Here is a 12,019-nt window from a genome sequence, read left to right as displayed (position 1 = left end):
ACATCCTGCCATTGCTTGCAGTGGTTTAGGCTTGCCGCCAAAGCGGTAGTGACTTACTTGCCGGGATTTCTCCGTACTAGGATGTTTCTTCGCGTAGTTGATACGCCTACTTTCCACGTCTTTAGTTTAACACACAGAGAGGGCTAAAGCCCCCTGAGTTGGCTGTATCCCCTCGCTAAAGCGGAGGGGTTTTAGCCCGCCCACATCACTCCTATAAGGCAACAGCCTCCTGTAATCCCTACGATGTCAAAAGTGAGTACTACAGTTGGGATTGGAGCGGTACCAAGAGCTATCCCCCCGGTACCGTTGGCGGTGATATTGCCCGCGCTGTTTGCCGTCGCTAAATTGCTAACTAGTAAGAATCCTAGGGTGTATAGATCCCACACTGTCGAACTACCAAGTGTTGGGATTGGGTGGTTCTGGAGCAGGCATCGGATCAACTGGAGCCATACGTGAAGGACTGGTAGCTCCCTGAGCCTGGATTGGCCCATTGTAGTCAATCCGGATCATCGGGTTTGCCGAATCTGGATTCACCGTCACAATACTTTCAATGGTGGGCGGTGCTGCTGGCGGCCCCCCTAAAAACCGAAAGGTAAAGGAGCCATCGCCATTCTCAACAAAAGGCGACTGACTGGCAGGCCCAAACATCGACTCTTCAGCACGGTAGCGACTAAGCCCCCCGTTGGCGCGTTCTGCGGCTTGTCGCGCCCAGTTCCGTGCTCGCTGTAGAACTGGGTTGTCAACCCCAAAGGGATTGAAGGTCTGTGACGGAGGGGCTGGCGAGAGTTGTGCAAAGGCAGAGGAGATCCCCATCAATGTGCCACACAGGATCAGACTAGGTATGACTGGACGCAGTAACATGATCAACCTCTCACCATTCAAATATATTTTTGGACATTTTTATCGTATGTCTTGGACGGAGGAGGTAAGTGCGCAGTTCCATCCCATGCAGCCAATGCCAATAGCTGCTATAGCGTAAAAGCTACAAAACTTACAAGCTGTGGCCAGTAACATTGGGGGTGAAGTCAAGATGTCCGAAATTATTACACTTTGATACAATAGTTAGATGCTAGGCTAATTAAGATCGCACCGTGCAATATCTTCACGTTGCGGTAGGCTTTTTTATTTGTAACCGTAGGGGCATGATTTGAGTCAACCTATGAGTGATGAAACCATAACCAATTCTGTCACTGATGCTTCGGAGCCACTGGCCACCGATACAGCGATCGCTAACGAAGCAGAGACTGAAACGGCAGACACAGCAGAAACCGTTGAAACGCCTGACGCTGTAGCGGCAGACACCACTGCTGCTGACTCAGCAGACGATCGCGCAGACTTGCTCGAAAAAATTGCCGCCCTAGAAGCCGCGCAAGCAAGTCTCTCCCAGCTTGTTGAAGAGCGGAACACTCAGTACATGCGCCTAGCCGCTGACTTTGAAAACTTTCGCAAGCGGACACAGCGGGAAAAGGAAGAGCTAGAGGTGCAAATTAAATGTAAAACCATCTCGGAGCTACTGCCTGTCGTCGATAGTTTTGAGTTAGCGCGTACCCATATTCAGACGGCCACGGAAGCAGAGGAAAAAATCCACCGCAGCTATCAAGGGGTGTATAAGCAGTTAGTGGACTGCCTGAAGCGTATTGGGGTTTCTGCCATGCGACCGGAAGGAAAACCCTTTGACCCCAACCACCACGAAGCGGTGATGCGAGAACCCACCAGCGAGCACCCTGAAGGAACAGTCCTAGAAGAATTGAAGCGGGGGTATATGCTCGGAGACCGCGTGCTGCGACACGCCATGGTTAAAGTGGCAGCAACGCCAGAAGAGGACGGCGGCAGCGAGATGAATCCGACCAATGATGTCACGGATGTGTAAGCAAAATGCCGCGCCGCTACTACATCACGACGTTTGGCTGTCAAATGAACAAGGCCGACTCCGAGCGGATGGCCGGCGTTTTAGAGGCTATGGGCTTAGAGCCGGTTGCTGAGCCAGATCAGGCAGATGTGTTACTCTACAACACCTGCACGATTCGCGATAACGCAGAGCAAAAACTCTACTCCTACCTTGGCCGCCAAGCAAAGCGTAAGCACCAAAACCCCAATCTAACGCTGGTGGTGGCAGGCTGCGTTGCACAGCAGGAAGGAGAGCAGCTCCTACGGCGCGTGCCGGAAGTCGATTTGGTGATGGGGCCACAGTACGCCAATCGCCTTGGTGAACTTCTAGAGCAGGTGTGGAGCGGCAGCCAAGTCGTGGCTACGGAACCTCTGCACATTGTCGAAGACATTACCAAGCCCCGTCGCGACAGTACGGTAACGGCGTGGGTGAATGTCATCTACGGCTGTAACGAGCGCTGCACCTACTGTGTGGTGCCGGGGGTTCGGGGTCAGGAACAGTCCCGTACACCCGCTGCCATCCGTGCAGAAATTGAGGAACTGGCTGCGCAAGGGTATCGCGAGGTAACGCTCTTGGGGCAAAATATCGATGCCTACGGTCGAGATTTGCCCGGAATTACGCCGGAGGGTCGCCGCCAGCATACGTTTACGGATTTGCTCTACTACATTCATGATGTGGCCGGCATTGAGCGCATCCGCTTTGCCACCAGTCACCCCCGCTATTTTACAGAGCGGTTGATCCGAGCCTGTGCCGAGTTGCCCAAGGTGTGCAAGCATTTTCACATTCCCTTTCAATCGGGCAATAATGACATCCTCAAGGCAATGGGGCGGGGCTATACGCGGGAGCGCTATCTGCACATTATTGACACCATTCGCCGCTATATGCCCGATGCAGCAATCAGTGCCGATGCCATTGTGGGCTTTCCGGCAGAAACAGAGGCGCAGTTTGCCGACACCCTTGATTTAGTCGCAACGGTGGGGTTTGATCAGTTAAACACCGCGGCCTACTCCCCCCGTCCGAATACGCCGGCGGCCACTTGGCCGGACCAAGTGCCGGAGGCGGTGAAAGAGGATCGCCTTCAGCGGCTCAATCATCTTGTAGCAACCGTGGCGGCTGACCGCTCCCAGCGCTATCTGGGACGCACAGAAGTGGTTTTAGTGGAGGGGGTGAACCCCAAAGACCCCACGCAGGTCTATGGCCGCACGGATGGCAATCGTCTCACCTATTTACAGGGAGAGATCGAAGCGTTGCGGGGGCAGTTGGTGCGTGTCCAGATTACGGAGGCTCGTGCTTTTAGTTTGAGTGGGGAACCTTTAGAGCCATTGCCACGGACGCCAGCACCTCTTGCCGCCACTGGGCATTAAGTTTGCGATCGCTGTGGAACTCTAGCAGCTGTACCTTGGCAGCCGACCCATCTTGGAGGTGCTTCTCAAGGTCTAGGGTGTCCTCAAGGGTGTGGTAGGGCACACCATAGGCCGCGGCAAGATGGCTTAAGGTAGCGGTTTGGGGAGTGGCAAAGAAGGTTTCAAAGGGTGGCTCAAACGCATGGATAGGTAGGTGCTCAAAAATGCCGCCCCCCTGATTGTTGATGACGACAACTGTGAGGGAGCCGTGGAACTGTGGTGTAATGAGCCAGCCATTGGTATCGTGAAGACAGGCCAGATCGCCGGTAATCAGAACCGTGGGCTGGCCGCGGTGGGCGGCTCCTAAGGCACTAGAAAGGGTGCCATCAATGCCATTGGCACCGCGATTAAAGTAAAAGCGATAGTGGCGATCGCTAGCGACCCAAACACTTTCAACATCCCGAACCGGCATACTACTGGCCACAAACACTGCTGTATTGCTGGGAAGAATCTGGCTGAGGCGGTGAATTAGTTTGACATCGCAGTGCCAGTCAATGGCATCTAGGGTTGCCGCCAATGCGTTGGCGATGCTCTTGTCAAGATAGAGCCACTGATCTAGGTAAGCGGAGGAAGGGGTGGGTGAGCGGCGCTCAGGCGACACCACTGGCGATAAGTGCACTGGATCCACCGCTAGGGTAACACTGCGACCGTGGAGGGGATTATTGTTATCGGCAACTGCATCCAAACACCAAATCAACGGATCTGCTTGCTTGAGCCACGCCCGTAGGGGCTTACTGGTGGGAAGAGGCCCCAATTGCAGAACAGCGGTTGGGCATAGTGCGTCTTGCACGTGGGGCGATCGCAACAATAGATCGTAGTGGGCAATCACATTTGGGCAGCCGTAGTGCCGTAAGGGGGAGAGGGCATCGGCGAGAATCGGCCACTGTAAGTAATCACTCAGGCGTGCAACAGCGGTGGCATAAGTGTGGGGCTGCGGCGTATGACTAGGCCCGGCAATAATGAGTCCCTTGGGATGACGTTGCCAGTCTGACCACGGTAAGGCAGTCGGAATAGGCACAAGTGGGCAAGGTGGTTTGAGGGCGCGAAAAAACCCCATTTCTTCTAGGGTTGGAGCGATAAAGCTGGCATCCACTACTGGCGCTAGGGGGTCAGTGAAGGGAATATTCAGGTGCACAGGCCCCGGATCTGGCCACAGGCAGCGCTGCCAACAGTGGCTGAGGGTTTGGCGCAGGTAAGGCATAAGAGTTAAGTCTGGCAGACTCAGTTCCCGAAACTCGCGCACATAGCAGCCGTACAGACGCACTTGATCGATGGTTTGTCCGGCTTGGCAGCCTCGCAACTCCGGTGGGCGATCGGCGCTCAGAACAACAAGGGGCAGATGACTCAGGCTAGCTTCAATGATGGCTGGGTAAACGTTCGCCGCTGCTGTGCCCGAGGTACACACTAAGGCCACAGGGGTTCCTTGCTGCTGAGCCAGCCCTAGGGCAAAAAAGGCAGCAGAGCGCTCATCCAAAATGGGAATGGCCTCTAACTGGGCATGAGCCGCCGCTGCAACGGCCAACGGCCCCGATCGCGATCCTGGGCAGACCACAACAGTACCCAATCCCAGTCGATAGAGGGTTTCAAAAAGAACACTGGCCCAAAAAACATTCAGATTTTGCGTCAGGAGCATGGGCTACTCCAAAGATAACGGTAGGGGAGATGCGTGCTCCCCGTACTGCTTGAGAAAGGAGCGCCGATGCCATGGCGTTACACCCTGCTGCAGGAGGGCGCGGCGATGCTGGGGGGTACTATAGCCTACATTCCGCTCCCAACCGTAGAGAGGATAGCGGTGGCTCAGCCGCGCCATGAAGCGATCGCGCCGGACTTTGGCAATGATAGAGGCGCAGGCAATACTATAACAGTAGCGATCGCCCCCCACAATCCCGATCGCCCGCTCAAAAGGCGCAGTTTTGCTAAGTTTGCCATCAATCAACCCGTAATCCCACGGGGCAACCCGCTCAAGGGCGCGCACCATTGCCCGGTACGTAGCCTGCAAAATATTCACCTCATCAATTTCCGCAACACTGGCCATGCCGACCCCAATGGCGATCGCCTGCTGTTGAATGAGGGTAAAGAGGCGATCGCGCTGCTTTGGGCTTAACCGCTTAGAATCGCGTACCCCAGCAATGGTGGCACAGTTCGGCGGCAGAATCACTGCTGCTGCCACCACCGGCCCTGCCAAGCACCCCCGCCCCACTTCATCTACACCAGCAACACGGGAATAGCCCTGCTGCCAGTACTGCTGTTCATAGACTACCGTTGGCATGGCTGCCTTAATGCCCGATCCCCAGATAACGGAAGCCCAATCCCTCTAGGGCTTTGCGGTCTAGAAAGTTGCGGCCATCCACAATCACGGGTTGGTGCATCACCTTGGCAACAGCGCCATAATCCACCTCACGAAACTGCGGCCAGTCCGTCACCAGAACCAAGGCATCACAGCCATCTGCCAAGTGGTGCAGATCCGTTTCCACAATCACGTTAGACAGACCCGAGCGCAGCCCCGTCTGGGACACTAGAGGATCGTACGCCTTCACCTTGGCACCAAGGCGATGCAGTTCCTCAATTAAGTGAAGAGCAGGGGCATCCCGCAGATCGTCAGTATTGGGCTTAAACGTAAGCCCGAGCAAGCCAATGGTTTTGCCCTTCAGAATTTTTAGAACTTGTTGTAACTTTTCGATCACCAAAAAGCGCTGGCGTTGGTTCACCTGTACCACTGCTTTCAGTAATTGCGCTTCATAGCCATAGTCATCAGCAGTATGGATTAAGGCAGAAACATCCTTCGGAAAACAGGAGCCGCCCCAGCCTAGCCCCGCCTGCAAAAACTTCTCACCAATGCGCGAATCTAGGCCAATTCCCTTGGCCACTTGCACCACATCCGCGCCGACGCGATCGCAAATATTGGCAACTTCGTTAATAAAGCTAATTTTGGTGGCCAAAAAGGCATTAGCCGCGTACTTAATCATTTCCGCCGAACTGAGATCCGTCACTAGGACAGGCACAGGGGGCGCATTGGGATTGGGATCTGCAGCATACTTGCGCTCAATAATCGGTGCGTAAAGCTCCTGCATCAGAGCAATGGCCTTGCGGCTACTGCCCCCTAAGACAATGCGATCGGGGTTAAAGGTATCGTAAACCGCCGAGCCTTCCCGCAAAAATTCTGGGTTACTCACCACATCAAAATCTAACGGAGGGTGGGTGGCACCCGCTTTAATGGCATCCGCTAGCTCCGGTTCTCGCTCCACCACCCCATCGAGAATAATCATCCGCACCCAGTCGCCAGAACCAATGGGCACCGTGGACTTATTGACAATGACTTTGTAGCCCAGATGCAGGTGGGCACCAATCCCCCGCGCCACCGCCTCGACATAGCGGGTATCCGTTTCGCCATTGGGGAGGGAGGGTGTCCCCACCGCAATAAACAGCACCTCGCCAAATTCCACCCCTGCCCCCAGATCACTACTGAAGTGAATGCAGTTGCTGGCAATACACCCCCGTAACAGCTCCGTCAACCCTGGCTCATAAATGGGCGACTCCCCCTGCTGCAGCAGCTTGACCTTATCGATGTTGTTATCAATACACATCACATCATGGCCGATATGGGCCAAGCACACCCCAGTGACCAAGCCCACATAGCCCGTGCCAATGACACAAACCCGCATTGTCTCTGCCTCCCTAAACTTCGACCATCATAGGCGTATAGGGCACCCCTAACCGCTCGGCAAAGTCTGGAATCGTGCGGCGCAGACCCTCCGATAGCGGCACACTCGGCTGCCAGTCCAACAGGGTTCGCGCCACCGTAATATCGGGGCGGCGGCGTTGCGGGTCATCACTGGGGAGGGGCTTAAACTGAATCTCAGCACTGGGGTTAATCAGGGCTTGAATTTTTTGGGCGAGCTCCAGAACCGTATATTCGTCAGGGTTCCCCAAGTTCACGGGGCCGGTATGCTCGCTGTTCATCAACCGAATGAGTCCTTCGACTAAATCGCTGACGTAACAAAAGCTACGGGTCTGAGAGCCATCACCATAGACCGTGAGGGGAATTCCCTGCAACGCTTGCACAATAAAATTACTGACAACGCGGCCATCATTAACCTGCATTTTCGGGCCATAGGTGTTAAAAATCCGTGCTACTCGTACCGCTACATTGTTTTGACGGTGGTAGTCAAAGGCGAGGGTTTCAGCAACCCGCTTGCCCTCGTCATAGCACGAGCGAATACCAATGGGGTTCACATGCCCCCAGTAGGACTCTGATTGAGGATGCACCAGCGGATCGCCATAGACTTCTGACGTGGAGGCCAACAGGAACCGTGCCTTGACTCGCTTGGCTAGCCCTAGCATGTGGAGGGTGCCCATGACGTTGGTTTTAATGGTTTTGACCGGATTGTACTGGTAATGCACCGGCGAGGCGGGGCAGGCGAGGTGGTAAATCTGATCGACCTCAAGACGGATAGGGTCGGTGACATCATGGCGAATCAGCTCAAAGTTGGGGTGACCCAGCCACCGTAGGATATTGCGCTTAGTGCCGGTAAAATAATTATCTAAGCAAATCACCTCGTGGCCAGCCTCCATCAGCCGATCCACAAGATGGGAACCAATAAAACCCGCGCCGCCGGTTACAAGAATACGCATTTTTAGTTCATTATCAAGATTATTAAGAGCATGATGAGGTTGGCTGCGGCTCTGCAACCTTTGTTCAGAGTAGCATGAGTTCACTGGGCAGTGGGCGTAAGACTGGCGTTAAACCTGTTAGGGGCAGAACGTCAAGGTGCCATCACCATTGATCACGGTTCCAATTTCGTAGCTGGCAATGCCAAAGCGCTCAAAACAGTTCTGTGCGTCTTTTACTGCGGCGGGGGGGATAATGACGGTGTAGCCAATGCCCATATTAAAGGTATTCAACAGTTCCTGCTGGCTGACCTCCCCCACCTTGCCAAGCCACTGAAACAGCGGTGGAATTGGCCATGAGTTTAGGTTCACCACCACAGACTGGCCGTGCCCCAAACAGCGGGGCAAATTTTCGGGCAGGCCACCGCCGGTAATATGAGCCATACCGTGCAGGGGAATTTGTTCCTTCAAAGCAGCGCGAATGGGCTGTACGTACAGCCGTGTTGGTTCTAGGCACAGTTCTCCAAGGGGGCGATCGCCCACGGGGGTCTCCTGCCAACTCAACTGGCGATCTGCCACGATTTTACGCACTAAACTAAAGCCATTGCTGTGAAGCCCTGAACTCGCTAGCCCCAGCACCACATCCCCCAGTTGTACTTGCGAGCCATCCAGTACCTGATCTGCTTCGACCACCCCAACACAAAAACCAGCGAGATCATAGACCCCTTCACCATAGAAGCCGGGCATCTCTGCGGTTTCCCCCCCCAGGAGGGCACAGCCTGCTGCTTCGCAGGCGCTCGCAATCCCGACTACCACCGCTGTCAGGATGTTGGCACTGAGGTGACCACAGGCAATGTAGTCCAAGAAAAAGAGGGGTTCTGCTCCACAGGTGAGGACATCGTTCACACACATCGCCACTAAGTCTATCCCCACGGTATCGTGACGACCCAGCGTTTGTGCTAGCTTCAGCTTGGTGCCTACCCCATCGGTGCCTGAGACCAGTAGCGGTTGGCGATAGTTACTCGGCAGACGACACAGTCCGGCAAACCCCCCTAAGCGACCCACCACCTCTGGTCGCTGAGTACGTTGCACAAGGGGGCGAATCTGCTCCACAAATGCCCGCCCTGCTGCCACATCAACTCCTGCGGTGCGATAGTCCATCAAGGCTGCTCCTGTAGTTGGGGATAGGTCTGCTGAAGGTAGGTTAACAGTCCGGCACAGGCATCGTTTAGCAAATCTAAGACCTTCTCGAAGCCTTGGCGACCCCCGTAGTAAGGGTCGGGGACATCTTTGGTGGTGTGCTGCTGACAAAAGTCACAGATCAAACGCACTTTATCGCGGTATTTTCCCTCCGGATCAAGGCGGAGAATATCCTGATAGTTGTCCCGATCCATGGCTAAGATGAGGTCAAATTCTTCAAAATCGCCGTGGTGAAACTGGCGTGCTCGACTGTTCAGGTGTAAGCCGCGCTGCCGGGCGGTCATCACCATTCGGGCATCGGGAGGATCGCCAATGTGGAAGTTACTGGTACCCGCAGAATCACACTGGATCTTATCCGCAAGCCCTGCTTTGGCCACGAGATCTTGCATAATGCCTTCAGCAGCAGGAGAGCGGCAGATATTCCCAAGGCAAACAAACAACAGTCGAATTGGCATAAATTTGGCTGGTTTTAGGGTTCAACAGGTGGAATCAGGGAGCGGATCAGCCCAGCGACCTGCTGGGTGCTATCGGGCACGGCCAAGCGCCGGGCATTGGCCGCCATCCGTTGCAGTTTTTGCGGCTGCCGTAGCCATTCTAAAATGATTTGTCCGAGGCGATCGCCCGTAAGTTGAGCTTGGGGAATCATTTCCGCAGCACCTGCGCTCACCAACACCTGAGCATTGACGGTTTGATGATCCTCTGCGGCGTAGGGATAGGGAATCAATAGGGCGGGGGTGCCCGTGAGGGTCAGTTCTGTGAGGGCACTCGCACCAGCACGGCTAATGGCAAGATCAGCGCGGTGTAACAGCGGCCCCATAGGCTCAAAAAAAGGCAACACCACATAGTGGGGATGCTGCACGGCTGTTGCCTCCGGGTCGTTTTGGCCCGTCAAGTGTACCACCCATGCTCCTGCCGCTAGCCACTGAGACACGGCCTCCCGAACCAGACGGTTGATAGCCACGGCACCTTGGCTGCCCCCCATCACCAGAATGAGGGGAACCGTTGGTGGAATCGGCAGATCCAATGGTCCAGGATGAAGAATATTGGGTCGGACTGGCGTACCCGTGACCCGCAGGTTAGCCTTGCGTTTTGCAAGGTAGGGCAGGCTGGCAGGGGTTCCTAAGGCCACCACGGTACACCACGGCGCTAAAGCGCGGGTCACTTTGCCAGGTAGAGCATTAGACTCGTGGAGAATAGCCACCAACCCTAAGCTCCGCGCCGCAAGAATCGCTGGGGCAGCAATATAGCCACCCGTCGTAAAGACCCCCTGAAACTGGCCGCGTTTGAGCAACTGCCGGGTTTGCCAAAATGCTCCAAGGAACTGCCACAGGGGTCGTAGTTTTGCCCAGGGTGTTTTCCCCTGCATGCCACTAAAGTTAATCGTGTGCAGGGGATACTGCTGGGGCACAAGGTCTGCTTCTAGGCGGTGGCTCACCCCCAGCCAATGGATCTCATAGTCCGTGAGAGTGGCGGCCACAGCGAGGGCAGGAAAGAGATGTCCCCCGGTACCGCTGGCGGCAATCAGCAGCTTCGGCGGCGTCGCCATTAGGTGTTCCAGCCTAAGGTGGTCATGAGCTTATCCACAAAATTTGTGTAAACCACGCCACTGCGAAATTCTGGCGTTTCCATCACCTGTTGGTGGAAGGGAATCGTTGTGGGAACGCCGGTGATGGCACATTCGCGCAGGGCGCGTTTCATGCGGGCAATGGCAGCGGGGCGATCGCTGGCCCACACCACTAACTTACCAATGAGGGAGTCATAGTAGGGTGGAATTTCGTAGTCGGTGTAAACATGGGAGTCCATGCGCACCCCAGGCCCACCCGGTGGCAGATAGCCACTAATGCGACCGGGGTGAGGGCGAAAGTTGCGCTCGGGATCTTCAGCATTAATCCGGCATTCAATGGCGTGCCCTTGTAACTTGACCTCGGCTTGTGTGAGCCGTAAGGCTTCCCCTTGGGCAATGCGAATTTGCTCGGCAATGAGATCCAGCCCCGTAATCATTTCAGTAACGGTATGCTCTACCTGAATGCGGGTATTCATCTCCATAAAGTAAAAATTGTTGTGGCTGTCTAGCAAAAACTCAATGGTTCCGGCTCCTACATAGTCAATGGCCTTGGCAGCCGCCACCGCAGCAGCACCCATCTTGGCGCGTAGCTCTGGTGTTAGGGCTGGACTGGGTGCCTCTTCAAGGAGTTTTTGGTGGCGCCGCTGCACCGAGCAATCCCGCTCTCCCAAATGAATGACGTTGCCATAACTATCGGCGAGAATCTGCACTTCAATGTGGCGAGGATTCTCAATAAAGCGCTCTAGATACACCCCCGCATTGCCAAACGCTGCTTCCGCTTCGCCTTGGGCAGCACTGAGGGAGCGACCCAATTCTTCGGGCGATCGCACCAAGCGCATGCCGCGCCCACCCCCCCTGCGGTGGCTTTAATCATGAGGGGATAGCCAATTTTATTGGCGATCGCCCGAGCCGTCTCTTCATCGTGAACCAACCCCTCACTCCCCGGAATCGTAGGAACCCCGACTTGTTGCATCGTGGCTTTAGCGGTGGATTTATCTCCCATTGCCAGTATTGCCGCTGGACTGGGTCCAATAAACGCAATTTTGTGGTCAGTACAAATTTCAGCAAAGCGGGCGTTTTCCGCTAAAAATCCGTAGCCCGGATGAATGGCCGACACATGACGGGTCAGCGCCGCCGCAATAATGTTGGGGATATTAAGGTAACTGCGACCACTGGGAGCTTCACCAATACAAACGGCTTCATCCGCCAGTTGCACATGTAGGGCATGGCGATCCACCGTCGAGTACACCGCCACCGTGGCAATCCCCATCTCCTCACAAGTACGCAGGATGCGTAGGGCAATTTCGCCGCGATTCGCGATGAGAATTTTTGTAAATGCCATGACCGAGAACGATA

General features: G+C 55.1%; 10 protein-coding genes and 1 pseudogene. 2 read left to right on the top strand and 9 right to left on the bottom strand.

Features of this window, described 5'->3' with window-relative positions:
• Nucleotides 1-393: 393 nt before the first annotated feature.
• The gene (locus BRW62_RS10000) at nt 394-861 is read right to left on the bottom strand and encodes a hypothetical protein (RefSeq protein WP_198405999.1); all 468 of its coding nucleotides are present in this window, start codon (nt 859-861) and stop codon (nt 394-396) included.
• A 298-nt stretch (nt 862-1,159) separates the two neighbouring features.
• Here BRW62_RS10000 and grpE point away from each other — a divergent pair, with 298 nt between their 5' ends.
• Nucleotides 1,160-1,870: a nucleotide exchange factor GrpE gene (grpE, locus tag BRW62_RS09995; RefSeq protein WP_099799306.1), complete on the top strand. Its 711-nt coding sequence runs from the start codon at nt 1,160-1,162 to the stop codon at nt 1,868-1,870.
• 5 nt (nt 1,871-1,875) lie between these two features.
• Complete coding sequence (gene miaB, locus BRW62_RS09990) at nt 1,876-3,252, top strand: tRNA (N6-isopentenyl adenosine(37)-C2)-methylthiotransferase MiaB (protein WP_099799305.1); 1,377 nt, start codon at nt 1,876-1,878, stop codon at nt 3,250-3,252.
• Here miaB and menD read toward each other — a convergent pair.
• The 8 genes and pseudogenes from menD to accC form a co-directional block, all read right to left on the bottom strand.
• Nucleotides 3,182-4,924: a 2-succinyl-5-enolpyruvyl-6-hydroxy-3-cyclohexene-1-carboxylic-acid synthase gene (menD, locus tag BRW62_RS09985; protein ID WP_099799304.1), complete on the bottom strand. Its 1,743-nt coding sequence runs from the start codon at nt 4,922-4,924 to the stop codon at nt 3,182-3,184. The genes miaB and menD overlap by 71 nt on opposite strands.
• A gap of 3 nt (nt 4,925-4,927) precedes the next feature.
• On the bottom strand, nt 4,928-5,560 hold the full coding sequence (locus tag BRW62_RS09980; protein ID WP_099799303.1) for a ribonuclease HII: 633 nt from the start codon (nt 5,558-5,560) through the stop codon (nt 4,928-4,930).
• A gap of 7 nt (nt 5,561-5,567) precedes the next feature.
• Nucleotides 5,568-6,953, bottom strand: coding sequence for a UDP-glucose dehydrogenase family protein (locus BRW62_RS09975; RefSeq protein WP_099799302.1), 1,386 nt, complete (start codon nt 6,951-6,953; stop codon nt 5,568-5,570).
• 13 nt (nt 6,954-6,966) lie between these two features.
• Nucleotides 6,967-7,923, bottom strand: a complete 957-nt coding sequence (locus BRW62_RS09970) for a UDP-glucuronic acid decarboxylase family protein (protein WP_099799301.1) — start codon at nt 7,921-7,923, stop codon at nt 6,967-6,969.
• 117 nt (nt 7,924-8,040) lie between these two features.
• On the bottom strand, nt 8,041-9,060 hold the full coding sequence (purM, locus tag BRW62_RS09965; protein ID WP_099799300.1) for a phosphoribosylformylglycinamidine cyclo-ligase: 1,020 nt from the start codon (nt 9,058-9,060) through the stop codon (nt 8,041-8,043).
• Nucleotides 9,060-9,554, bottom strand: coding sequence for a low molecular weight protein-tyrosine-phosphatase (locus BRW62_RS09960; protein ID WP_099799299.1), 495 nt, complete (start codon nt 9,552-9,554; stop codon nt 9,060-9,062). Before BRW62_RS09960 ends, purM begins: the two co-directional genes overlap by 1 nt.
• Nucleotides 9,555-9,568: 14 nt before the next feature.
• A complete protein-coding gene (gene murG / locus BRW62_RS09955) occupies nt 9,569-10,645 on the bottom strand; it encodes an undecaprenyldiphospho-muramoylpentapeptide beta-N-acetylglucosaminyltransferase (protein ID WP_099799298.1) in 1,077 nt (358 codons plus the stop codon).
• A pseudogene (gene accC, locus BRW62_RS09950) lies at nt 10,645-12,005 on the bottom strand (acetyl-CoA carboxylase biotin carboxylase subunit). The gene murG and the pseudogene accC overlap by 1 nt, the downstream one beginning before the upstream one ends.
• Nucleotides 12,006-12,019 lie beyond the last annotated feature (14 nt).

The organism is Thermostichus lividus PCC 6715 (genome assembly GCF_002754935.1).
GTDB lineage: Bacteria > Cyanobacteriota > Cyanobacteriia > Thermosynechococcales > Thermosynechococcaceae > Thermosynechococcus > Thermosynechococcus lividus.
Note: the sequence above shows the minus strand (reverse complement) of the source record. Positions and strands in the feature narration are given on the sequence as shown.

What these genes read in the sequence shown, in the direction of transcription:
- miaB (WP_099799305.1), top strand. Translation starts at nt 1,876, where the DNA reads ATGCCGCGCCGCTACTACATCACGACGTTTGGCTGTCAAATGAACAAG.
- BRW62_RS10000 (WP_198405999.1), bottom strand. Translation starts at nt 861, where the DNA reads ATGTTACTGCGTCCAGTCATACCTAGTCTGATCCTGTGTGGCACATTG.
- menD (WP_099799304.1), bottom strand. Translation starts at nt 4,924, where the DNA reads ATGCTCCTGACGCAAAATCTGAATGTTTTTTGGGCCAGTGTTCTTTTT.
- BRW62_RS09975 (WP_099799302.1), bottom strand. Translation starts at nt 6,953, where the DNA reads ATGCGGGTTTGTGTCATTGGCACGGGCTATGTGGGCTTGGTCACTGGG.
- BRW62_RS09960 (WP_099799299.1), bottom strand. Translation starts at nt 9,554, where the DNA reads ATGCCAATTCGACTGTTGTTTGTTTGCCTTGGGAATATCTGCCGCTCT.
- BRW62_RS09980 (WP_099799303.1), bottom strand. Translation starts at nt 5,560, where the DNA reads ATGCCAACGGTAGTCTATGAACAGCAGTACTGGCAGCAGGGCTATTCC.
- purM (WP_099799300.1), bottom strand. Translation starts at nt 9,060, where the DNA reads ATGGACTATCGCACCGCAGGAGTTGATGTGGCAGCAGGGCGGGCATTT.
- grpE (WP_099799306.1), top strand. Translation starts at nt 1,160, where the DNA reads ATGAGTGATGAAACCATAACCAATTCTGTCACTGATGCTTCGGAGCCA.
- murG (WP_099799298.1), bottom strand. Translation starts at nt 10,645, where the DNA reads ATGGCGACGCCGCCGAAGCTGCTGATTGCCGCCAGCGGTACCGGGGGA.
- BRW62_RS09970 (WP_099799301.1), bottom strand. Translation starts at nt 7,923, where the DNA reads ATGCGTATTCTTGTAACCGGCGGCGCGGGTTTTATTGGTTCCCATCTT.